General features: G+C 63.0%; 19 protein-coding genes. 12 read left to right on the forward strand and 7 right to left on the reverse strand.

Going from position 1 to position 21,810, the window contains the following annotated elements:
• Positions 1 to 24: 24 nt before the first annotated feature.
• The 3 genes from B0G83_RS07650 to aspA are packed head-to-tail and all read left to right on the forward strand — an operon-like array spanning position 25 to position 4,295.
• The gene (locus B0G83_RS07650) at positions 25 to 1,326 is read left to right on the forward strand and encodes a dicarboxylate/amino acid:cation symporter (RefSeq protein ID WP_105506840.1); all 1,302 of its coding nucleotides are present in this window, start codon (positions 25 to 27) and stop codon (positions 1,324 to 1,326) included.
• The gene (locus B0G83_RS07655) at positions 1,323 to 2,831 is read left to right on the forward strand and encodes an aspartate/glutamate racemase family protein (protein ID WP_105506841.1); all 1,509 of its coding nucleotides are present in this window, start codon (positions 1,323 to 1,325) and stop codon (positions 2,829 to 2,831) included. The genes B0G83_RS07650 and B0G83_RS07655 overlap by 4 nt, the downstream gene beginning before the upstream one ends.
• Positions 2,832 to 2,879: 48 nt before the next feature.
• On the forward strand, positions 2,880 to 4,295 hold the full coding sequence (gene aspA / locus B0G83_RS07660) for an aspartate ammonia-lyase (protein WP_105506842.1): 1,416 nt from the start codon (positions 2,880 to 2,882) through the stop codon (positions 4,293 to 4,295).
• Positions 4,296 to 4,346: 51 nt separating this feature from the next.
• Here the strand turns inward: aspA and B0G83_RS07665 are convergent, their stop codons facing one another.
• Positions 4,347 to 5,294: a D-alanyl-D-alanine carboxypeptidase family protein gene (locus B0G83_RS07665; protein WP_105506843.1), complete on the reverse strand. Its 948-nt coding sequence runs from the start codon at positions 5,292 to 5,294 to the stop codon at positions 4,347 to 4,349.
• 211 nt (positions 5,295 to 5,505) lie between these two features.
• Here B0G83_RS07665 and B0G83_RS07670 point away from each other — a divergent pair, with 211 nt between their 5' ends.
• Positions 5,506 to 7,149, forward strand: a complete 1,644-nt coding sequence (locus tag B0G83_RS07670; protein ID WP_105506844.1) for a serine hydrolase — start codon at positions 5,506 to 5,508, stop codon at positions 7,147 to 7,149.
• 419 nt (positions 7,150 to 7,568) lie between these two features.
• Positions 7,569 to 7,964: a hypothetical protein gene (locus tag B0G83_RS07675; RefSeq protein ID WP_258167765.1), complete on the forward strand. Its 396-nt coding sequence runs from the start codon at positions 7,569 to 7,571 to the stop codon at positions 7,962 to 7,964.
• Between the two features lie 87 nt (positions 7,965 to 8,051).
• On the opposite strand, the gene B0G83_RS07680 is transcribed toward B0G83_RS07675, so the two are convergent.
• The 4 genes from B0G83_RS07680 to hmpA form a co-directional block, all read right to left on the reverse strand.
• Positions 8,052 to 8,510, reverse strand: coding sequence for a cupin domain-containing protein (locus B0G83_RS07680; protein ID WP_105506846.1), 459 nt, complete (start codon positions 8,508 to 8,510; stop codon positions 8,052 to 8,054).
• Positions 8,511 to 8,625: 115 nt separating this feature from the next.
• A complete protein-coding gene (locus B0G83_RS07685) occupies positions 8,626 to 9,300 on the reverse strand; it encodes an FMN-dependent NADH-azoreductase (RefSeq protein WP_105506847.1) in 675 nt (224 codons plus the stop codon).
• Positions 9,297 to 9,857, reverse strand: coding sequence for an Rrf2 family transcriptional regulator (locus B0G83_RS07690; protein ID WP_105506848.1), 561 nt, complete (start codon positions 9,855 to 9,857; stop codon positions 9,297 to 9,299). The genes B0G83_RS07685 and B0G83_RS07690 overlap by 4 nt, the downstream gene beginning before the upstream one ends.
• Before the next feature lie 177 nt (positions 9,858 to 10,034).
• Positions 10,035 to 11,216 (reverse strand): NO-inducible flavohemoprotein, encoded by a 1,182-nt coding sequence (gene hmpA / locus B0G83_RS07695; RefSeq protein ID WP_105506849.1) that lies wholly within the window; start codon positions 11,214 to 11,216, stop codon positions 10,035 to 10,037.
• 111 nt (positions 11,217 to 11,327) lie between these two features.
• Between hmpA and norR the strand changes: the two genes are divergently transcribed.
• The 3 genes from norR (at position 11,328) to B0G83_RS07710 (ending at position 14,251) form a co-directional block, all read left to right on the forward strand.
• Positions 11,328 to 12,920 carry a nitric oxide reductase transcriptional regulator NorR gene (norR, locus tag B0G83_RS07700; protein ID WP_105506850.1) on the forward strand — a complete coding sequence of 531 codons (1,593 nt, stop codon included), beginning with the start codon at positions 11,328 to 11,330 and terminating at the stop codon, positions 12,918 to 12,920.
• A 163-nt stretch (positions 12,921 to 13,083) separates the two neighbouring features.
• Positions 13,084 to 13,713: a hypothetical protein gene (locus tag B0G83_RS07705; RefSeq protein WP_105506851.1), complete on the forward strand. Its 630-nt coding sequence runs from the start codon at positions 13,084 to 13,086 to the stop codon at positions 13,711 to 13,713.
• Positions 13,714 to 13,726: 13 nt separating this feature from the next.
• The gene (locus B0G83_RS07710) at positions 13,727 to 14,251 is read left to right on the forward strand and encodes a M48 family metallopeptidase (RefSeq protein ID WP_105506852.1); all 525 of its coding nucleotides are present in this window, start codon (positions 13,727 to 13,729) and stop codon (positions 14,249 to 14,251) included.
• 11 nt (positions 14,252 to 14,262) lie between these two features.
• Here the strand turns inward: B0G83_RS07710 and B0G83_RS07715 are convergent, their stop codons facing one another.
• Positions 14,263 to 16,614, reverse strand: coding sequence for an FdhF/YdeP family oxidoreductase (locus B0G83_RS07715; protein ID WP_105506853.1), 2,352 nt, complete (start codon positions 16,612 to 16,614; stop codon positions 14,263 to 14,265).
• 211 nt (positions 16,615 to 16,825) lie between these two features.
• Between B0G83_RS07715 and B0G83_RS07720 the strand changes: the two genes are divergently transcribed.
• The 3 genes from B0G83_RS07720 (at position 16,826) to B0G83_RS07730 (ending at position 19,908) form a co-directional block, all read left to right on the forward strand.
• Entirely contained in the window at positions 16,826 to 18,295 is a 1,470-nt protein-coding gene (locus tag B0G83_RS07720; protein WP_105506854.1) for a PLP-dependent aminotransferase family protein, read from the forward strand.
• A gap of 60 nt (positions 18,296 to 18,355) precedes the next feature.
• Positions 18,356 to 18,640, forward strand: coding sequence for a helix-turn-helix domain-containing protein (locus tag B0G83_RS07725; RefSeq protein WP_105506855.1), 285 nt, complete (start codon positions 18,356 to 18,358; stop codon positions 18,638 to 18,640).
• Positions 18,641 to 18,777: 137 nt separating this feature from the next.
• Positions 18,778 to 19,908, forward strand: a complete 1,131-nt coding sequence (locus tag B0G83_RS07730; protein ID WP_105506856.1) for a BMP family ABC transporter substrate-binding protein — start codon at positions 18,778 to 18,780, stop codon at positions 19,906 to 19,908.
• 30 nt (positions 19,909 to 19,938) lie between these two features.
• Here B0G83_RS07730 and B0G83_RS07735 read toward each other — a convergent pair whose 3' ends face one another.
• Complete coding sequence (locus B0G83_RS07735; RefSeq protein ID WP_105506857.1) at positions 19,939 to 20,562, reverse strand: lysozyme inhibitor LprI family protein; 624 nt, start codon at positions 20,560 to 20,562, stop codon at positions 19,939 to 19,941.
• Between the two features lie 307 nt (positions 20,563 to 20,869).
• Between B0G83_RS07735 and B0G83_RS07740 the strand changes: the two genes are divergently transcribed.
• Positions 20,870 to 21,778: an SH3 domain-containing protein gene (locus B0G83_RS07740; RefSeq protein ID WP_105506858.1), complete on the forward strand. Its 909-nt coding sequence runs from the start codon at positions 20,870 to 20,872 to the stop codon at positions 21,776 to 21,778.
• Positions 21,779 to 21,810: the final 32 nt, after the last annotated feature.

A 21,810-nucleotide genomic window follows, 5' to 3' on the forward strand; every position in this document is an offset into this window, starting at 1 on the left:
GGCGCTACCTCTGGACGGATTCACATGAAGAATCGCCTGACTCTCTACATCTTTGTCGGCATGGTGCTCGGCGTTGTCGTCGGGTATATCTGTCACCGCTCGGTGGCGAATGCCGACGAAGCGAAGGCCGTTGCCGGCTACTTCTCCATCATCACCGATATCTTTCTTCGCCTCGTGAAGATGATTATCGCGCCGCTGGTGTTCGCGACGCTCGTCTCGGGACTCGCGGGCATGGCGGGCACCAGCGACGTGCGCCGTATCGGCTTCCGCTCGGTGGGCTGGTTCCTGTGCGCGTCGCTGCTGTCGCTCGCGCTCGGCCTGGCGCTGGCGAACGTGTTCCATCCCGGCGCGGGGCTCAACCTGGTGCAGACCAGCGCCGACGTCAGCACCGGACTGAATACCGCCGGTCTGAACTTCAAGGATTTCGTCACCCACGCGTTTCCGACCAGCATCATCGACGCGATGGCCCGCAACGACATTCTGCAGATCCTCGTGTTTTCCGTGCTGTTCGGCGTGGTGCTGAGCGTCATCAAGAGCGACCCGCGAGTCGCGCCGCTGGTGGCCGGCGTGGACGCGCTGGTGCCCGCCATGCTGAAGCTGACCGATTATGTGATGCGCCTCGCGCCGATCGGCGTGTTCGGCGCGCTGGCCTCGGCGATCACCGTGCATGGGCTGGATGTGTTGACCACTTACGGCAAGCTGATCGGCAGCTTCTACGTGGGCCTCGTCCTGTTGTGGACGCTACTCGTGGCGATAGGCTATGTCTTTCTCGGCAAGCCGATCTGGGCGCTGCTGAAGGCGGTTCGCGAGCCTGCCATGCTGGCGTTTTCGACGGCGAGTAGCGAAGCGGCGTATCCGCGTTTGACGGAAAAACTCGAGGAATTCGGCGTCGACAAGAAGGTGGTCGGGTTCACGCTGCCGCTTGGCTATGCGTTCAATCTCGACGGCTCGATGATGTACCAGGCGTTCGCGGCGATCTTCATCGCGCAGGCCTTCGGCATGGACATGCCGCTCGGCACGCAGATCATGATGCTGCTGGTGCTGATGGTCAGCAGCAAGGGCATGGCGGGCGTGGCGCGCGGTTCCGTGGTGGTCGTCGCGGCGGTGGCGCCGATGTTCCATCTGCCGCCTTCCGGCGTCGTGCTGATTCTCGCGATCGACCAGATTCTCGACATGGGGCGAACCGCGACCAACGTGATCGGCAACAGCATCGCAACGGCGGTGATAGCGAAGTGGGAAAGCAAACGTGCGCTCAGGCAGGCGACGGTGGCTGTCGCTGTCACGGATGAACCGGCTTACGCGCAATGGCAAGGCGAGACGAAATGAACGAAGGGCCGGCAAAGAGCGTGCGCAAGTTTGGTGTGGTGGGCGGACTTGGGCCGCTCGCGAGCGCGGACGTATTTTTTAAACTCGTCAAATCGACGCCCGCGACGAGTGACGCCGAGCACTTCGACGTGATCTTCGAGCAGCATCCGTTCCGAACCTCCGGCACGGGGACGGCGGCGACGACGGAGCGCAAGCTGTACATCTTCGATCTGATCAGCCGCTTCGAGAAGCAGGGCGTGACGACGGTCGTGTTGCCTTGCTTTCTCAGTCACACCTTTATAGATGAACTGCGGGCCAACTCGCCGCTGCAGATCGTCGATATGGTCGAGGCCGTGCGCAGTCACGTGCGACGGCGGTTTCCGCCGGTGCGTCGCATTGGCGTTCTGGCCTCGGACTACACGCGTCGCAAAGGCTTGTTCGAGCGGTATTTTGCGTCGCCCGAATTCGACGTGGTCTATCCGCGCCAGCGGGACGAGGTGGATCTCGTCACCGAGGCGGTGTACGGCGCGCAAGGCGTGAAGAGCGGCAACCTGAACGGCCGCCCGGTGACGCTGTTACGCGAAGCGTGCGAAGACCTGATCGCGCAGGGCGCGACGATCATCGTGCCGGGTCTGACCGAAATCGCGCTGGTGGCCGGCGAGATCGGACCGTTACCGGTGCCGCTGCTCGATTCGAATCTGGCGTACGCGCAGTACGTGGTGTCGGGCCAGTACGCGTCGCCGGAAACGCTCTTCAAGGTCGGCGTGGTGGGTGGCGTGGGTCCGGCGGCCACCGTGGACTTTATCCACAAGATCGTGCGCAATACGCCGGCCAAACGGGATCAGGATCACATCAAACTCCTGGTCGAGCAGAACCCGCAGATTCCGGACCGCACGGAAAGTTTGATCGGCGACGGCCCCGATCCGACGCTCTCCCTTTACGCGACCTGCAAGAAACTCGAAGCGGGCGACGCGGATCTCATTGCGATTCCATGTAACACCGCGCACGCGTTCGTCGAACGGATTCAACCGTATCTGAGCATACCGATCGTGAACATGCTAACGGTGACGGTTCGCTATCTGCGCGAGAACTTTCCATCGCTGCGGTCGGTGGGCGTATTGGCGACCACGGGGACGGTGGAAAGCGGCGTCTACGAAAAGGCGCTCATGTCGCAAGGATTGCAGCAGGTTCTACCCGGCCCGGCTTTGCAGGCTCGCGTGATGGACGCCATTTACGGCGCAGAGGGCGTGAAGGCCGGCTTCACGAGCGGACAGTGCCAGCTCGATATCGCCGCCGCGATCAATGGTCTCGTCGCGCAAGGCGTGGAAGTGGTCATTCTTGGTTGCACCGAATTGCCGCTGCTTCTACCGCAGACGGATTACGTGGGCACGAATGGCACGTCGGTCCGCCTCGTGGATCCGACCGACGTGCTTGCGCGGCAATGCGTTGCGTATGCCACGGCGGCCGCCGCTTCCGCTGCCACCGCGACTGCCACCGCGATTCCCGCTGAAACGCACCACGTCTGAACGACCACATCACGTCTTCGCCCGTCATCTTTAACTATCGAGGTATTCATGCTCACCGCCAACGAACGTATCGAACACGATCTTCTCGGCGACCTCGCCGTGCCCGCGTCGGCGTACTACGGCGTGCACACGTTGCGCGCCTTGGAGAACTTCCCGATCACGGGGATGCCTATTTCGGTGTATCCGAATCTCATCAATGCGCTGGCGAGCGTCAAGGAAGCGGCTGCGCTGGCGAACTACGACCTCGGACTACTCAGCGAGCTCAAGATGTCGGCGATTGTTCAAGCGTGCAAACAGGTCCGCTCCGGTATTGCGCATGATCACTTTGTGGTGGACGTCATTCAGGGCGGTGCGGGGACCTCGACCAACATGAACGCCAACGAAGTCATTGCCAATCTCGCGCTCGAACACCTCGGGCATCAGCGAGGCGAGTACGGCGTTCTCCATCCGAATGAGGACGTCAACCTCGGCCAAAGCACGAACGACGTGTATCCCACGGCGCTGAAGATCGCCACCTACGCGGGCATCATGCAGCTGATCGACGCAATGGGCGTGCTGCGTGCGTCGTTCGAACGTAAGGCGGAAGAGTTCAGAAGCGACCTGAAGATGGGCCGGACGCAATTGCAGGACGCTGTACCGATGACGTTAGGGCAGGAATTCAGCACCTTCGCCGTGATGCTCGGCGAAGACGAGGAGCGCCTCAGGGAAGCGTCGAAACTGATCTGCGAGATCAACCTGGGGGCAACGGCGATTGGAACGGGCATCAATACGCATCCGCAGTATGCGGGGCTCGTCTGTACTCACCTGAGCGAGGTGACGGGTATTGCGCTCACCACCTCGCCGAATCTGGTGGAAGCGACTCAGGACGTCGGCTCATTCGTGCAGTTGTCCGGCGTGCTGAAGCGGGTTGCCGTGAAACTGTCGAAGACCTGCAACGATCTGCGGCTTCTGTCGAGCGGTCCTCGCGCGGGGCTGGGGGAAATCAATCTGCCGCCGGTGCAGGCGGGCTCCAGCATCATGCCGGGCAAGGTCAATCCGGTGATTCCGGAGGTGGTCAATCAGATCGCGTTCGAAGTGATCGGCAACGACGTGACCGTGAGTTTTGCGGCGGAAGCCGGGCAACTGCAACTGAACGCGTTCGAGCCCATCATCGCGCACAGTCTTTTTAAAAGCGTGGCCCATCTGCGGGCAGGGTGCTTGACGCTGGCGTCCCGATGCGTCGACGGGATCACCGCCAATCGCGACCGGTTGCGGGCGATCGTTGAAAACTCGATCGGGATCGTGACCGCGCTCAACCCGTATATCGGCTATACGCATGCCACGGAAGTCGCGCGGGAAGCGCTTGCTTCCGGCCGAAGCGTGGCCGAGATCGTGGTGGAGAAAGGGCTGTTGAGTCAGGCGCAACTCGATGAGATTTTGCAGCCCGCGATGTTGACTCAGCCGCGGAAGGTGGGGGAGTCGTAGGAGTGGATTAACCGGCGGCGCATATGATGCCGCCGGTGATTGACTGAGTTCTCAAGCCCGATGCGAGACGGTTGCGCCGGCCTGCAATGGTTGCGTGACCACTTGATGACCTGCGCCTTCAGCGGGATAGTCCCTGAACGAGCCAAAGCCGTATTCAAGCAGGGTATGTGCGCCCGAAATGCGTTGTTTCGCCGTGGCCGCGCCTAGCAGAACCGCAAAGACCCGACGTTTCATCGGCGGGTTCGACTGCTGGCGCCTTGCCGTGGCAATGATGCAGAAACCGGCGGCCTTTGTATGACCCGTTTTCAATCCATCGACGCTTGGGTCAGTACCCAGCAGCCAGTTCTTGTTTTGCTTTTTAAAGCGGCCGTATTCGAAGTGCTGTTGCGATGAAAAGGAATAGTACTCGGGGAAGTCGCTCGTCAAACGAAGGGCGAGTGTGGAAAGATCGCGAGCCGTCGAATAGTGGTTCGGTGTCGTAATCCCCGAAGGCGAAGCGAAGTGAGAGTCGTTCATACCTAATTCGCGGGCCTTGCTGTTCATCATTTGCTCGAAGCCGGCGAGACTGCCGCCCAGCCGTTTCGCGAGCACGAGCGCGGCGTCGTTCGCCGATGCGACGATCAACCCTCTGACCAGATCACGAACGGCTACCTCCCGTCCTGCCATCAGGTACATCTGTGCTTCATCGCTTTTTACGCTGGCGGTGTCGTCGGCGGATATCCGCACTTTCTCGTCCCAGCTCAGGGCGCCCCGCTTCAACGCGTCGAAGACGAGATAGGCCGTCATCAGCTTGGTTAGCGAAGCAGGCTCGCGATGCGCGTCGGCGTTGTGTTCGGCGAGCACCTGGCCGGATTCGCCGTCGATCACGAGCCAGGATTCGGCTTGAATGCCGCTGGGCGACGCGGCGAGGGCTGAATGCGTGGTGATCGCGATCGTGGCCGTGAAGAGGGCGGAGAGCAGTCGCGTACGCATCGTCGGCTGCGGGGTCGGGCTTTTCATATTCGTAACGGGTATAAGCGGAGATATCTGGCGAGAGAGCGCCAGGCGTTCGCGGCGCTGTTACTTGCTGCGTGCGGAGGAGGCCGGAATCATAAGCCCTTAGAGGTTTCTCTCAATGACGATTCGGCATGATCCAATGCGCGCGAGGCATGTCATGCGATCATTCGACACCTACCCATGAACGCTGAGTGCTTCCATCAGGAGCAAATAGATGTCGTCAATGGCTGCCGAAACACCTTCTAACGCCTACGCCCTTAAAGCCGCTGCTGTCGTAGCTCCATTCGTGGACGCCAACCTGTTTTCCGGCCTTATTCTGGTTGCGCATCAGGGCAAGCCGATTTTCCACGAGGCATTCGGCCTGGCGAATAGAGAATGGATGATCGCCAACACGCCGGATACCCGATTCCGGATCGGCTCCATCACCAAGCAGTTCACGGCGGCGGCCATCGTTCTGCTTGCCGAACGCAGCAAACTCAATGTCACGGATCCGGTGTCGACTCACTACGCGAATGCGCCGGAGAGTTGGCGAGACGTGACCCTTCATCAGTTGCTGACCCACACTTCGGGCATCCCTTCGTACACGGGTCTCCCGGACTTTGTTTCGCAAATTGGGCGAATTGACCATACGCCCGAACAGATTCTCGATCTGGTGCGTGACTTGCCATTGGAGTTCACGCCCGGCGAGCGGTTTTCCTATTGCAATAGCGGCTATGCGCTACTCGGCCTGATTGTCGAAAAGGTTAGCGGCCAGACTTACTCCGCTTTTCTGCAGAGTGAGGTCTTCGATCCGCTCGGTATGAGCAATACGGGCTACGAAGAGACTCGCGCGATTCTTCCGCGGCGGGCGGCGGGACATGAGCGCCAAGGCGGAAAGTGGATCAATGCGCTGTTTTCCGCGATGAGCGTACCGTATGCCGCCGGCGGTCTTTATTCGACGGCCAACGATCTTCTGCGCTGGTCCGAGGCGCTTTCCAATGGGAAGGTCATCAGCGCCGCCTCGCTGGATGAGACGCTGCGCGATCATGGCCACGGGTACGGCTACGGCTGGTTCATTGTCAATCGTCTCGACCGTCGCCTGCATCACCATGGCGGTGGAATCAACGGTTTCGTGTGCGCGCTGGACCGATATCCGGACGACGAACTGACGGTCGTCGTTCTGTCGAATCTTCAACATGTGATTATTCCCGCGATTGCGGAGCGGCTGGCGAAGCTGCACTTCGGCCGCTACGAACCGCGCAAAAGCATACCGACCGATCCGCTTCTGCTGGAGGCGTACACGGGTTGCTATCGACTCGGGCCGAAGTACTTTGTTCGGGTCTCTATCGAAGCAGGCGCGTTGAATGTTTACGCTCGCGGCCAGGAGCCGTTGCGACTGGCATACGCGGGTGCCGATACCTTCTTCTGCCAGGTTCGGGACATGCAGATCGATTTCCAGCGCGCAAGCGAGGGCGGCGTCGTCGCGTTAGTGGATCGCGAAGGTGGTCGTGACTTTGTGGCTGATCGAGTGGACGAAGGGCTTGCGCAGCAGATTGAACAGGCGCCAGTGCAGAGCGCCGACCATGCCGGGTTGGAAGTGCAAGACTTTGCCCAATATGCCGGCTGGTATCGACTCAGCGACTATACGGACCTTGAAGTGACCTGCGACGCAGGTCAGATCCATGTTCAGGCCACCGGTCAGAACAAGTTGGCAACCGGCTATCGCGGCATGCGCCGATTCGAGCTGGTCGGTCCCATTGCCGCCGCCATCACATTCGAGCTCGACGGCGAGGGCGCTGTGTGCGGTCTGGTCCTGCATCAAGGCGGAGTGGATTGGCGCAGCTTCAGGCTAAACGAGGCAAACCGCCCAGCCCAATAGACTCCTATAGCCGCACCGATTGGTCAATAGAGAAGTGTGCTCAATTGCCCATCGGCGGCGCCGGTCCGATACTCGCCGTAACGTCCCCTCGCTCATAAAAATCATGGCCATGCCAACGATCAGAGCAGACCTATTCGACGCCGCGCGTTCCCGGTTCCTATCCGGGTTTGCCCGCAAGATTCAGGGCAACGCCGGCACAGGGGCCGCGAGACTCAAGGGAGCCTGACATGGCGTACACCGATCTGGCGGTACTTGGGGGAGTCGGGGTTCTCGCACTGGCTTGCCTCGCCGTATGCGGCGTGTATGTGTACTGGGGCAGCGACCGATATCGCCATCGGCAGCGGCAGCGCGCGGCGCAAAAAAGCGTCGCTCAACTGGCGGCTCCAGATAACAAAAAGCTTACAGGAGCGCGAGCCACCATGGGTACGGAACTCAGTCACCTCTGCAAGACCTCCCTGTATCGGGCCGTGTTCAGCCACGACCAAGACGAAAGCGTCGTGTTTCTGAGCGCCGACAGCCGCGACGACGCGCGAGCGCGCGCATCCGCCGCGCTGGCCGCGATCCATCGACTCGCGGTTGAGGAGGTGACGCTCAGCAATCTCGCTTCGTTTCGCGAGTTGGTCGACATCGGCGTGAGCGACGATGAAGACATGCGGATCTTCGAGCTCGCCTGGAAAGGGCCGCAGGTCAGCGCATGGGCCGAGCATCCGTTGTTCCTGATCAACGATCCGAGTTTGCTCGGCAAGTGGGCCGAGCTCTATGCGGATCTGGCGCGGGAAGTCGCGCTCGCCGCGATCGATCGGGCGCGCGGCTAACGCGCCGCCTGCTTGCAGCAGCGCCTGGTGATTGTCAGTGCGTACGTGCGCCCTGACAATCGTTGGGCAGCCGCCGTGACCTCCTGATTACTTCTTGTCCACCGTCACCAGATCCTTGTCCTTGCTGTCCGCGACGAAAATAGCGAGCAGTTTGGCGGGTTCGGTGTCGCTGGCGTTTTCGCTGACGGTGTGATGAGCGCCGGGCTTTTCAGTCCAGTGCTCGCCGGCGTGATAGACGTGCGTCTCGCCGCCGTTGACCTGACTGCGGATCGCGCCGGACAGCACATAGCCGATCACGAAGGCCTGACCATGCCGATGCGCGGGCGTCTTGCCGCCGGGCGCATAGTCGACGATCAACGCCGTCATCGTTTTGCCCGGCACGTTGGCGATCGGTTCGACGAACGCCGGCGCGATGGTTTCGCGCGGCGCAGTGACGGTGGACGCCGCGGCGGGGGCCGAAGCGTCGGCGGCGTAGACGGTTTGCGACGCGGCGGCGACCGAGAGAGCGGCGAACGTCGTCGCCGTGATGAGTGAACGGAGGTCCATGATGATTTTCCTGCCTGATTGATTTCAATGGCCGTTTTAACGGCGACACGCTTCCCGACGATTCGCATGGCGAATCGTCCACTATGTCGGTACGGGACGGGAAGTAATTCGACTTCTATGACGCCGTCAGCGACGCTTCGTCCGCCTCAACCGGCGATTGCTCATTCGCCCATTGCGCGGCGACGGCGTCCAGTTCGCGATGCGCGCGTTCAAGTGCTTCGGCGCGGGCCGACTGGTCGGCGAACTGCAACGGCTGCGCATCGACGAAGGTGGGTTTCGCCACGCCGATAAATCCGAACGCAGCTTTCAATGCGGGTGTGAGCGCATCCATCGACGACAACGGCGTGCCTGCACGCAGATCCGCACCGCGGCTCGTGATGAACACGGTTTTGTGCCGCTGGAGTTGCCCTTCGTAACGACCGTCCGCGGTGTTCACGTACGTGAGGCCGGTACGCGTAATGTTGTCGACATAGGCCTTGAACGCGGAAGGCATCGACCAGTTGTACATCGGCATGGCGAAAATCAGCGCGTCGGCATCGAGCAGGCGCCGGCACAGTGCGTCCGACGCCGCCAACGTCGCTTTCATAGCCGGTGTGCGCTGGTGCTCCGGCGTGTAGGTGGCGATCGCAAACGCTTCGGTGACGTGCGCAGGCGTGTCGACCGTGACGTCCAGATAATCGATCTCGAGCGCCACGCCTTCACTGCGCAACCGTTCGATGAAATAGCGGCTCAACGCGCGCGAATTGGAACGTTCGCGCTTGGCGCTCGCGTCCACGTGCAGGACTTTCATGACTTCTCTCCTTGATGGGGATTTCGATGAGGATGGCCGCTCTCGCTGCGGCGTGTGGACGAGCGGTGCCCGAGCCACTTGACGACCTGATGCCCGTATGCGGCGGGCGCTTTTTCGACCGTGCGCGTCGCCAGGTCGGCTAGCGAATGCGCGGCGAGGGCTTCGGTCATGCGCTTTTCAGCGTCCAGCATCACGGCATGGATCGAGCACACTCCGCGCGTGGCCCACGCCGGTGGTTTCTCGCCGAACACCGCGCAATTCGCGCGGATTTCGCGGCAATCGAACAGCGCCTTGTTGCCGTCGATCGCATTCACGACGTCTAGCACGCTGATCTCGGCCGCCGGCCGCGCCAGCCGGAAACCGCCTCGCACGCCTTCGGTCGCGGCCACGATGCCGGCCCGCGAGAGTTTGGTGAACAGCTTGGCGACGTACTCCACCGGCACGCCCTGAAGCTCCGCGAGATCTTTCGCGCTGGCGTCGCTCACGCCGGCCGAGGGATTGCTGAGATAGAGCAGGCAATGCAACCCATACTCGACACCCGTGCTGATGTGTGACATTTCCTTAACTCCGACTCACGATATCGTAGTTAGAAATGTAATCGACTTTGCGCTCAGGTGCAACCCTCGGTTTCTGGAACAGACTGTTGCCTGGTTTTAAGCGCGGGCGTAAACGCGATTCGGGAGCGAGGGGTCTCGCTCCCGAATCGGCCTTCCGCGAACAGGATGGCTATTCGATTATTCGAGCGCCGCGGCGGGACCGAAGAACTCGCAGCGGCTTTGCGACTCCGGCACGCCGATCGCCTTGAGATGCTTCTTCATGGCTTTCATGAAGGCGATCGGGCCGAGAAAATAGACATCGACGTCGCGTGTTTTCGGCAACCAGCGATCGAGCCGCGCCTCGTCGAGATAGCCGATCCCGTGCGCGTCGGCGTCCTGCTCGCGGCGCTGCTCGTAGCAGTAGAAGCGCTTCAGTTGCGGATGACGCGCGGCGAGTTGATCGATCGTGTCGCGGAACGCGTGAACGCCACCGTGCCGCGCGGAATGGATGAAATGCACGAGACGCCCGCTGCGAAGCGCGGCTTGCAGCATCGCCAGCGTCGGGGTGATGCCGACGCCGCCGCTGATCAGCACGAGCGGTTTGTCGCTGGCTTGAAGCGTGAAATCGCCGGCCGGCGCGAACAGTTCCAGCGCATCGTTTTCGGCGACCTGGTCGTGCAGATAATTCGACACGGCGCCGTTGGGCTCGCGCTTCACGCTGATGCGGTACTCGTGGCCATCGGCCATGGCCGACAGCGAATAGTTGCGGCGCACTTCGACACCGTCGATCACGAGCCGCACGCCGATGTACTGGCCGGGCTCGAACGCGAGCAACGCGCCGCCGTCGTCGGGACGTAGATGAAACGACGTGATCTCGTCGCTCTCGCGCACCTTGCGGGCCACGCGGAACAGTCGCGTGCCGCGCCAGCCGCCGGGCGCCGCTTCTCGTGCGGCGTACATTGTTTCCTCGACGCCGATCAGCAGACCGGCGAGTTGCTGATACGCGGCGCGCCAGGCTTCGATCACGGCGTCGGTGGCGATCTCCGCGCCGAGCACTTCGCGAATGGAGCGCAGCAGGCACTGGCCGACAATCGGATAGTGCTCGGGCAGGATATTCAGCGCGACGTGCTTGTTGGTGATCTGCCCGACGAGACCGCCGAGTTGCTCCAGCTTGTCGATATGGCGCGCATACATCAGCACGCCGTTGGCGAGCGCGCGTTGCTGCGCGCCGCTGGCCTGATTCGCCTGGTTGAACAGCGGGCGCACCTCGGGATATTCGCGGATCATCAGGTCGTAGAAGTGCGTGGTCAGCGCTTCGCCGCCGCTTTCGAGAAGCGGCACGGTGGCTTTGACGATGGCGCGATGTTCTGGGGAAAGCATGGGAAGTCCTCGTGGTGAGTGGATGACAGGCCGGGTCTCGGCCGATGCCTTCTCTATCCATGTTTCGTGCCAGGTGTAAAATTCAAATAAATCAATGAGCTAAATTTCAAAATGGTCGATCCGACTCTGGTCAAAGAGACTCCATCGGCAGTCGGATTGACTGCGCGAGCGGTGCTGGATGGGCTGACGCCGCTAATCCAGGATCTGTCGCGCGAGCTATCCGACAGCGAGCGCTTTCGCCGCTTGTTGAGCAGCCTGCGCACGCTGTTTCCCGGCGACGCGGCGGCGCTGTTGCGTCTTGACGGCGACACGCTGGTGCCGCTCGCCATCGACGGTTTAAGCAGCGATACGCTCGGGCGGCGCTTTCGCGTCAGCGAGCATCCGCGCTTCGCGCAATTGCTCTCGCGCCCGGAGCCGACCCGCTTCGCCGCCGACTCCGATTTGCCCGACCCCTACGACGGCCTGGTGCAGGGCGTGGCGGGGCATCTCGAGGTTCACGATTGCCTGGGCTGCCCGCTGCTGATCGGCGGCCGCCCGTGGGGCCTTCTCACCCTCGACGCGTTGAACCCGGCGCGCTTCGACGCGATCGACATGGCGTCGCTGCAAGCTTTCCTGAGCCTCGCGGCGGCGACCGTCAGCGTCGTGGAGCGTATCGACACGCTGGCGCGCACCGGCGAGGAAGAGCGGCGGCGTGCCGAAGCGTATCGGCAGGCGAGCGGTCAGAGTCGTCGCGAGATGGTCGGCCGCAGCGAGTCGCATCAGCATCTGATCGAAGAAATCGAGGTGGTGGCCGGCAGCGATCTGACCGTGCTGATTACCGGCGAGACCGGGGTCGGCAAGGAACTCGTGGCGAACGCGATTCACGCGCTGTCGTCGCGGGCCGGCAAGCCGATGATCAGCCTCAACTGCGCGGCGTTGCCGGATACGCTGGTGGAAAGCGAATTGTTCGGCCATGTGCGAGGGGCGTTTTCCGGCGCATCGTCGGACCGGCGCGGCAAATTCGAACTGGCCGATGGCGGCACGCTGTTTCTCGACGAGGTCGGCGAATTGCCGCTCGCCGTGCAAGCCAAGTTGCTGCGCGTGCTGCAAAACGGTCAGTTGCAGCGCATCGGCTCGGATCACGAACACAAGGTCGACGTCCGCCTGATCGCCGCGACGAATCGCGATCTCGCCGACGAGGTCAGGGCGGGCCGCTTTCGCGCCGACTTCTATCACCGTCTCAGTGTTTATCCGTTGCGCGTGCCGCCGTTGCGGGAACGGGGGCGGGACGTGTTGCTGCTGGCGGGCTTTTTCCTCGAGGAAAACCGCTCGCGGCTCGGCTTGCTGAGTCTGCGTCTCGCCGCCGACGCTCAAGCCGCGCTACTGCGTTATCCGTGGCCGGGCAACGTGCGCGAACTCGAACATCTGATTGGACGGAGCGCGCTTAAAGCGCTGGCGAGCAATCGCGACCGGCGGCGGATTCTCACGTTGAATGCGGCGGATTTCGCTTTTGCCGGGGCGCTCGGCGAACCGCGGGAAGCCGGGTCCGGGTCCGCGCCGGCCGTCGTGGATAAGGATTTTCGTAGCGCGGTGACGACGTTCGAGCGGAGCATCGTGGTCGAGACGCTGGCGCGGCATCAGCAGAATTGGGCCGCGGCGGCGCGTGAGCTCGGCCTCGATCGCGCGAACCTCAACCGACTCGCGAAACGGCTCGGCTTGAAGTAGCGCGGCACACGCCGCGAAGCGGGCGTGGCGCGCGTCCCAGGTTAGACTTCGTGGATGGAAAACATCGATCTAACCAGCTGGGTTCGTCGGCAGCCGCCGGGAACGACATTCATCGTCGGCGACAAGGGTGACGAGGGTGTCCGGACGTTCAACGGAGAAGCTGATGAGCAGTGAAAAATCGAAGCGCGCACGCCGCGCCGCCGAAGACCTTTTCGGCGGATTGCCGGCCAGCGGTTCCGCGGCGGCGAGCCGCCCGTCGAACCCGTTCGGCGACCCATTCTCCGACTCGCCCAGTTTCGTTCCCGCGGACGACCTGCTGGTCACGTTGCCGGCTGAAATGGAACTGCCACCCGGCTACGCCGATTCGGCGGCCATGCGCGACGCGCTCACGCGCGCCTGGCGGATGGACTGGATCAAGGTGGGGAAAGACGAGTGCGTCGTCAGACTGCCGGTGGACTGGATCGCGGACAAATCGGTGGACGGCGTGCTGCGTATCAAGGGCGCCGGCATCGTGCGCGCCGAGGGTCGGTTGGTGAAAGGCGCCACGCTGCTGATCCTGCCGCGTTACTACCTGAAGGCGGAGTTCCACGACCTGAACGAACACTGCCGGATCGTCGTGCGGGACCGCGCGCGTAACAACGCCATCCTCAAGGAATCGTTCTGGGACACGCGCAGCGGCCCGAATCATCCGCAGTGGAAGGTGCTGTCCGACTGGCTCGACGCGCAATACCCCGCGCATCGCGATCCGCTCCGCTATTGGGACGATTGCGAAGACAACCTCCGCTCAGCCTGAGCCGCGTATCGCCATGTCGCATCTGAAATATCTGACCGGTTATCCGGCGCCGCTGCAAGAGAAAGTCAGGAAGCTGATCGCCGACGAGCAACTCGGCGCGTATCTCGCCGAGCGTTATCCGCACACGCACGACGTGCAAACCGACCGGGCCTTATACGCTTACTGCGCTGATCTGAAACGAGAACATCTGCGCAGCGCGGAGCAGATCGACAAGGTCACCTACGACAGCAAACTCGACGTCGTGCGTCACGCGCTCGGACTGCACACCAGCATCTCGCGCGTGCAGGGCGGCAAGCTGAAGGCGAAGAAGGAGATCCGCGTCGCGTCGCTGTTCAAGGCCGCGGCGCCGGAGTTTCTGAAAATGATCGTCGTGCACGAACTCGCGCATCTGAAAGAGAGCGATCACAACAAGGCTTTCTATCGCTTGTGCGAATTCATGCAGCCGGGTTACCACCAGATCGAATTCGATTTGCGTCTGTATCTGACGCATCGCGACCTGGCGAAGAGCCAGGCCGCGCGCCCGGTGCTTCAGGTTTGAACTCTCAAGCCTCAAGCGGCCACGGCCTCGTGCGCTTCTAGCAACTCACCCGTTTCACTCACCCTGACTGTCGACGCTTTCAACAACACCGGAATCGACTTCGACGTCGGCGTGCCCGCGCCGTCGGCGACGGAAGAGAGCGGCACCAGCGGATTCGTCTCCGGATAATAGGCGCCGAGGCAGCCGCGTGGAATGTCGTACTCCACCAGCAGGAAACCCTCGGCGTGACGTTCGATTCCATCCGCCCACACGCTCGTGATATCCACCCGCTGACCCACGGAGAAACCGAGCATCGCGATGTCGTCCCGATGGGCGAACAGCACGCGTCGTTGTCCGTAGACGCCGCGATAACGGTCGTCGAGGCCGTAAATCGTCGTGTTGTACTGGTCGTGCGAACGCGTCGTCATCAAGGTCATCAGGCGCTCGCCGTATTGCTTGCGCGCCTGGTGAATCGGCGTGTCGACGGCAATGGCATGCACCAGAAACTGCGCCTTGCCGCTCGGCGTTTTCCAGATCCGCTCGCGTGACGCGACGCCGAGGTGGAAGCCGCCGGGGGTCTTGAGCCGCTCGTTGTAATCGTGGAAACCGTCGATCACCTGCGCGATGCCGTCGCGAATCAGCGCGTAATCCGCCGCCTGCGCGAGCCAGTCCACTTTCTCGCTGCCGAGCGTGGCCTTTGCCATACGCGCGACGATCGCAATCTCCGACAGCAGATTCTCCGACGCCGGTTTGTTCATACCGTACGAGATGTGCACCATGCTCATGGAGTCTTCGACGGTCACGCCTTGCGCCACGCCGTTCTGCAGATCGATCTCAGTGCGGCCGAGCGTCGGCAGAATCAGCGCGTCGCGGCCGTGAATGAGATGGCTGCGGTTCAGCTTGGTGGTGATGTGCACGGTCAACGCGCAGGAACGCATTGCTTCCCACGTGCGCGGCGTGTCTGGTGTCGCGATCGAGAAGTTGCCGCCCAAACCGATGAACACTTTCACCTTGCCGTCGAGCATCGCCTGAATCGTGTTGACGACGTCGAGTCCGTGCTCGCGCGGCGGCTCGAAGTCGTAGACCTCGCCGAGCCGGTCGAGAAACGCCTGGGTCGGCCGTTCCTCGATGCCGACCGTGCGGTCGCCCTGCACGTTCGAGTGGCCGCGCACCGGGCACAGACCCGCGCCGCGCCGTCCGATATTGCCGCGCATCATCATCAGGTTCGACAGCAGTTGAATGGTCGGCACCGAGTTCTTGTGCTGCGTGAGGCCCATGCCCCACGTCGAAATCACCGCGCGGCCTTTCACGTAGATGTCGGCGAGCTTCAGCACCTCGTCGAACGGCACGCCGGCTTCGGCGACGATCGTGTCCCAGCTTTCGGCGCGCAGGTCGTCGGCGAAGGCGTCGAAGCCCACCGTGTGCTGCGCGAGGAAGTCGAGGTCCAGCACGCGTTCAAGACCGGAGGCCTGCGCTTCGTCGTCGAGTTCGATCACGCGCTTGGCCACGCCCTTGATCAGCGCGAAGTCGCCGCCGACCCTCGGGCGGATGAACACGGAGCTGATCTTCGTGCTGCCCATGGTCAGCATTTCCACCGGATGCTGCGGGCTCGCGAAACGTTCGAGCCCGCGCTCCTTCAGCGGATTGATCGACACGATGGTCGCGCCGCGCTTCGCGCATTCGCGCAGTTCGCCGAGCATGCGCGGATGGTTGGTGGCCGGATTCTGGCCGAAGATCAGCAGCGTGTCGGCGTGTTCGAAGTCGTCGAGCGTGACCGTGCCCTTGCCGATGCCGACCGTGCCCGGCAAACCGCGGCTGGTCGCTTCGTGGCACATGTTCGAACAGTCGGGGAAGTTGTTGGTGCCGTACATGCGCACGAACAACTGGTACAGAAAAGCGGCTTCGTTGCTGGCGCGGCCGGAGGTGTAGAACGCGGCGTCGTCGGGATGGTCGAGCGCGTTCAGATGGCGCGCGATCAGGTCGAACGCTTCGTCCCAGCCGATCGGCACGTAACGGTCGCGCAGCGCGTCATAGACCAGCGGATCGGTCAGGCGGCCGTGCTGTTCGAGTTCGAAGTCGGACTGTGCCATCAGCGCTTCGACCGTGTGTTCTTCGAAAAACGCGGGCGTGACGCGTTTGCTGGTCGCTTCGGCGGCGACCGCCTTCACACCGTTTTCGCAGAATTCGAAGGTGGAGGCGTGTTCGCGGTCCGGCCATGCGCAGCCCGGGCAGTCGAAGCCGTTCGGCTGATTCTGCTTGAGCAGCGTGCGGTAGTTGCCGCCCGCCACCTTCTCCTTGAGCAGGTTGATGGCGACGTATTTCAGCGCACCCCAGCCGGCGGCGGGGTGCGTGTAGGGTTCGATGCGAGCTTCGGGTTTCTTCATGATCTTGCCGCCGGGTAGGCCTCGACATGGCTTTCTGAGCCGATACCGTCAGCCTACTGTGTTCCAAATAGCGCGCAGCATACAGAAAATTGGAAAGGGAAGGGATACAGTTGCCGGGTTTTTGGCATAGACTGGCTTCCCAGTCCATGCCGGGGTGGGCGTTCCCGATGCTTTTTTGAACCTGTCCGGTGTCTCCTGTGAGCCCAAGTCCTTGAAACTGTACGAAAAGCTGGCTGCGGAAATGACGGAGGCCGTCCGGCGCGGCGTGTTCGCGCCGGGCGAGCGGATTCCGTCGGTGCGGCAGGCGAGCCAGCAGCATGGCGTCAGCATCAAGACGGTGCTGCACGCGTATGCGTTGCTGGAAAGCCTGGGGATCGTCGAGACCCGTCCGCAGTCGGGCTATTTCGTTCGCGACGCCGTGGCGACGGCCGCCGCGCTCGACAGGGCGGCGACCTCGGCTGTCACCGCTATTTCCGAGCCTCAGCGCCTGACCCGCCAATCCACGCCGCAAGCCTCGCCGGTAGCCGCCGCGGTCGACGTGAGCCGGCTGGTGCTGTCCACGCTGCGCAGTATTCGCGCGCACGACGCCGTGCCGTTCGGCTCGCCGTATCCCGATCCGTCGTTGTTCCCGTGGCGGCGCATCAACCAGTACGCGAACGCGATCGCGCGACGTCAGGCGAGCTGGAATCTGATCGACGATCTGCCGCCCGGTAATCCCGAACTGATCCGCCAGATCGCCCGGCGTTACGCCGAGAACGGCGTGCCCGTCGATCCGGGCGAGATCGTCATCACGCTCGGCGCGACCGAGGCGATCAACCTCAGCCTGCAAGCCGTCGCCAAACCGGGCGACACCGTGGCCGTCGAGTCGCCGACCTATTACGCGATGCTGCACGCGATCGAACGGCTGGGCATGCGCGCGATCGAGGTGGCGACGCATCCGGTGCACGGCATCGACCTCGACGCGCTGGCGCGGGTGATCGCCGGGCAGAAGATCGCGGCCTGCATGGTGATGCCGAACTTCCAGAATCCGCTCGGTTTCCAGATGCCCGACGCGCGCAAGCAGCAACTCGTCGAACTGCTCGGCGCGCATGAAATTCCGGTGATCGAGAATGACGTCTATCAGGAACTGTATTTCGGCGACACGCGGCCTTCGACGCTGAAGAGCTTCGACACGCGCGGACTGGTGCTGCATTGCGCGTCGTTTTCGAAGAGCCTGACCGCGTCTTACCGGATCGGCTGGGCGCTGCCGGGACGGTATCGCGCGCAGGTCGAGAAACTGAAGTTTCTCAACACGCTGACCACGCCCTCGGTGCCGCAGGTCGCCGTCGCGGATTATTTGCGGCACGACGGCTACGATCGGCATTTGCGGCACGTCCGCAAGGTTTACCGACAGCAGGCGCGCATCATGACGGCGCTGGTGCAGCGGTTTTTTCCGGCCGGCACGCGGATGTCGACGCCGCAGGGCGGCTACGTGCTGTGGGTGGAATTGCCCGAGCGGGTCGACTCGATGCGGCTCTACCAGGCCGCGCTCGCGCGCAGCATCACGGTAGGGCCGGGGATGATGTTTTCGACACGCAACGACTTCCGGCATTTCATCCGGCTGAACTACAGCTATCCGTGGACGCCGCAGACCGAAGCGGCGTTGAAGACCCTCGGCGAACTGGTCACGCAGATGGCGTGAGTCCGCGGAGCGGGTTTGGACGACATTGATGGGTTAGGCGCAGAGACTGGGAGACAAACCATGCAAGACGACGAGATCGATCCCGTATTGGTGGCCGTGCTTGCGCAGTTGTGGCGGGCGCATCGCGAAACGCCGGGCGGCGCGTGGTCGCTAGCGAAACTGTCGAAGCAGGCCGGTGTGCCGATGAGCGGCCTGCGCCGTCAGCTGACGGCGTTGACCGATGGTGGCCTGGTCGACACCACCTTCAATGAGGAAGGCACGGGCACCGCGCGCCTGAGCGAAGCGGGCGAAGGGTTGTGCGCGGAGTTGTTCGGCGCGGACGAGGGTCATCAGGCGAAAAACTGATGCACGCCACGCCCGCAAAAAAATTTTCGCGCTGAAATTGATCTCCGAATATGGCCCCCTATGCTGGAGCCTGGCCTGGCGATGTCGAACCCGGTCAGGCGCTGCGGCGGGCGTCCTTATCCATTTTCGGAGAATCCATGAAAACAAAGCTGGCGCGAGCACTCCATCAATCATTTGGCATTAGAACCGTGCGTGCCGTGCTGGCCGCGACGCTCACGTTAGGCGCGGCCGGCGCGGCTCATGTCGCGGTTGCGGCCACCGCGCAGCCGCTCGGCATTGCGTTCGTCTACCTCGGCAATCCGGGCGATGCCGGCTGGACCTACGCGCACGAACAGGGCGTCAAGGAAGTCGAGGCGAAGTTCGGCGACAAGATCAAGGTGACGCGTGTCGAGAACGTGCCGGAGTCGGCGGACTCGGAGCGCGTGTTTCGCGATCTGGCGTCTAAGGGCAACCGGATCGTGGTCGGTTCCAGCTTCGGTTTCCAGGACTTCGAACTGAAGGTCGCGAAGGATTTTCCCGACGCCGTGTTCGAACACGCGACCGGCTACAAGAAGGCGGCCAACTTCGCCACGTATGACGTGCGCACTTATCAGAGCGCATACCTCGCCGGTCTCGTCGCGGGTTACACGACGAAGTCGAACACGCTCGGCTTCGTGGGCTCGGTGCCGGTGCCCGAAGTGGTGCGCAACATCAACGCGTTCACGATGGGCGCGCGCTCGGTCAATCCGAAGGCGCGCGTGAAGGTGGTATGGATCAATAGCTGGTTCGATCCGGGCCGCGAAAAGCAGGCCGCCGAAACGCTGATCGGGCAGGGCGCCGACGTGCTGATTCAGAACACCGATTCGACCGCGACCATGCAGACCGCCGAGCAGAAGAAAGTGCATGCGTTCGGCTGGGATTCCGACATGAAGAAGTTCGGACCGAATGCGCAACTCGGCGCGTGCGTGAGCAACTGGGGCGTGTACTACACGCATCTGGTGGATCAGGTGATGGCGGGCACGTGGAATAACGCGCCGGTCTGGTGGGGGCTGAAAGAGAAAGCAATCGACCTCGCCGATATCAACACCGACGCCGTCTCGCCGGTCGCGCAAAAGGCCTTGAGCCAGAAGCGCGACGACATCGTCGCGGGTCGCTTCAATCCGTTCGCCGGGCCGATCATGGATCAATCCGGCGCGGTGAAGGTGGCGGCCGGCAAGTCGCTGAGCGATCCCGAGTTGCTGCGCCTGAACTGGTTCGTGCAAGGGGTGGACGGGTCGCTGCCTAAGTGACTACCGGCCCGGCGGCGCTCAGGCGCCGCGTCACGGCGCGGCGGCCGCTGCCACCTCCGTCGTTGCGGCGGGTTCGAGCATCGCGACGCCGCAGAACCAGTCGCCGCCATGCGGCTTGTATTTCCAGCGACTGCCGTTCTCCCTGAGCACGGTGGAACACTGTTCGTTCACCACGATGCCGGGATTCGCGGCGGTGCATTCGAGCATCGCCGTGGCGGTTCCGGGCGCGGGCGGAAGCGGCGGTGTGTGCTGATTAGTTGAGGCGGTCGCTGCGGCCGGTGCAGTTTGCATAGCCGACGCAGCCAGCGACGTCAGCGCCGGTTGCGTGCCCGCCTGCAAGCTCGCGTTCAAAACCTGCAGTTCCTCGATACGCGTCGCGTACCACGTCGAGAGACATGCCGCATCGCGGCAGTTCGCTTCCCGCCACGCCCATTTGCTGTCGCTGTCGTTGAGAAAGGCGCGCCGGTTGACGACTCGCCGCCGTGCTTTCCAGTAGAGTCGGCCTAGCGTGTCGTCGAGCGTCGACAGCGCGGGGTCGTTGCAAATCATTCGCTCCGTGAGCGAGCGTCCCTTGTTGCAGTCGAAGCTGGTCGCATGCGCGGACATGCCGACGAGTATCAGCGCGGCGATCAGGCAAGGGCGAAGGGTCTTCATGGCGGTCCCGGTAGTGCATGGCTTTTTCATGCCGTCGATGATCGGTCGACTCGACGCAACCCGGACGCCGGAACAACGCGTGAGTTCGGGTGGGTGATTACGAAATCTTGCCGGTCGAGACGAATGCGAAGGCCTGAAAGACTTACGGTCAGGCGTTGACGGAAGGCTTTCAGGCATGCGCCGTGCAACACTCGGATTGGCGGAAGGGTTGTGCGGATGCGATGGTCTTTATCCCCGCGCAGGCCGGCCGGCAGTCGGAACGCGGTGGTTGAGCAAACGGGAAAAACAGCAAGCAACGGGAGACGGAATGAAACAACACCTCGTTCGACGTTTTCGATGTCTTTATGCCGCGGCCGGTTTGCTCGCTGCGTCCGCGGGGGTTCACGCGCAGTCGCAGGCCTATACGAGCAGCACGGTCAATGTGCGTGCCGGTCCCGCGTCGGATTACCCGGTCGTCACGCAATTGCCGGGCGGCGTTCCGCTGACCGTGATGGGGTGTCTCAGCAACTATCAGTGGTGTGACGTCGCCGCGCCGAACCTGCGCGGCTGGGTGTATGCGGGACGTCTGACTTATCCGTACCAGGGCGGCAATGTGCCGGTGATGAACTACGGCACGGTGATCGGCTTGCCGATCGTGACGTTTTCGATTGGCACTTACTGGAGGAATTATTATCGCGGCCGGCCGTGGTACGGGCAGCAGTCGCGCTGGTCGCATCATCCGCCGCCGCCTCCGCCGCGACCCGGGGCGGGACGGCCGCCGGGCGGTGGCAGGCCGGGTGGTCCGCCGCCGGGGAATGCGGGTGGTGGCAGGCCGGGTGGTCCGCCGCCGGGGAATGTGGGGGGTGGCCGGCCGGGCGGTCCGCCGCCGGGGAATGCGGGTGGTGGTCGGCCGGGTGGTCCGCCGCCGGGGAATGCGAGTGGTGGCAGGCCGGGTGGCCCGCCGCCGGGGAATGCGGGCGGTGGCAGGCCGGGTGGTCCGCCGCCGGGGAATGCGGGCGGTGGCCGGCCGGGTGGTCCGCCGCCGGGGAATGCGGGTGGTGGCAGGCCGGGTGGTCCACAGCCGGGAAATGGGGGGGCCGGCCGTCCAGGCGGGCCTCAGGGGAATGCGGGTGGCCGTCCTCAAGGCGGTCCTCCGCAAGGCGGCGGAGGCAGGCCGCAGGGCAGCGGCGGTGGCGGAGGCGGAGGCGGTGGTGGCCGTCCACCCGATCAGCACTGAATGCGGGAGCGGCGCGTACGAGTGGAACACAA

Origin of the sequence: Paraburkholderia sp. BL21I4N1, from assembly GCF_002973525.1 — a bacterium.
Taxonomy (GTDB): Bacteria; Pseudomonadota; Gammaproteobacteria; order Burkholderiales; family Burkholderiaceae; genus Paraburkholderia.

Excerpts from the sequence above, each read along its gene's own strand:
- B0G83_RS07650 (WP_105506840.1), top strand. The coding sequence starts at position 25 with ATGAAGAATCGCCTGACTCTCTACATCTTTGTCGGCATGGTGCTCGGC.
- B0G83_RS07655 (WP_105506841.1), top strand. The coding sequence starts at position 1,323 with ATGAACGAAGGGCCGGCAAAGAGCGTGCGCAAGTTTGGTGTGGTGGGC.
- aspA (WP_105506842.1), top strand. The coding sequence starts at position 2,880 with ATGCTCACCGCCAACGAACGTATCGAACACGATCTTCTCGGCGACCTC.
- B0G83_RS07665 (WP_105506843.1), bottom strand. The coding sequence starts at position 5,294 with ATGAAAAGCCCGACCCCGCAGCCGACGATGCGTACGCGACTGCTCTCC.
- B0G83_RS07670 (WP_105506844.1), top strand. The coding sequence starts at position 5,506 with ATGTCGTCAATGGCTGCCGAAACACCTTCTAACGCCTACGCCCTTAAA.
- B0G83_RS07675 (WP_258167765.1), top strand. The coding sequence starts at position 7,569 with ATGGGTACGGAACTCAGTCACCTCTGCAAGACCTCCCTGTATCGGGCC.
- B0G83_RS07680 (WP_105506846.1), bottom strand. The coding sequence starts at position 8,510 with ATGGACCTCCGTTCACTCATCACGGCGACGACGTTCGCCGCTCTCTCG.
- B0G83_RS07685 (WP_105506847.1), bottom strand. The coding sequence starts at position 9,300 with ATGAAAGTCCTGCACGTGGACGCGAGCGCCAAGCGCGAACGTTCCAAT.
- B0G83_RS07690 (WP_105506848.1), bottom strand. The coding sequence starts at position 9,857 with ATGTCACACATCAGCACGGGTGTCGAGTATGGGTTGCATTGCCTGCTC.
- hmpA (WP_105506849.1), bottom strand. The coding sequence starts at position 11,216 with ATGCTTTCCCCAGAACATCGCGCCATCGTCAAAGCCACCGTGCCGCTT.
- norR (WP_105506850.1), top strand. The coding sequence starts at position 11,328 with ATGGTCGATCCGACTCTGGTCAAAGAGACTCCATCGGCAGTCGGATTG.
- B0G83_RS07705 (WP_105506851.1), top strand. The coding sequence starts at position 13,084 with ATGAGCAGTGAAAAATCGAAGCGCGCACGCCGCGCCGCCGAAGACCTT.
- B0G83_RS07710 (WP_105506852.1), top strand. The coding sequence starts at position 13,727 with ATGTCGCATCTGAAATATCTGACCGGTTATCCGGCGCCGCTGCAAGAG.
- B0G83_RS07715 (WP_105506853.1), bottom strand. The coding sequence starts at position 16,614 with ATGAAGAAACCCGAAGCTCGCATCGAACCCTACACGCACCCCGCCGCC.
- B0G83_RS07725 (WP_105506855.1), top strand. The coding sequence starts at position 18,356 with ATGCAAGACGACGAGATCGATCCCGTATTGGTGGCCGTGCTTGCGCAG.
- B0G83_RS07730 (WP_105506856.1), top strand. The coding sequence starts at position 18,778 with ATGAAAACAAAGCTGGCGCGAGCACTCCATCAATCATTTGGCATTAGA.
- B0G83_RS07735 (WP_105506857.1), bottom strand. The coding sequence starts at position 20,562 with ATGAAGACCCTTCGCCCTTGCCTGATCGCCGCGCTGATACTCGTCGGC.
- B0G83_RS07740 (WP_105506858.1), top strand. The coding sequence starts at position 20,870 with ATGAAACAACACCTCGTTCGACGTTTTCGATGTCTTTATGCCGCGGCC.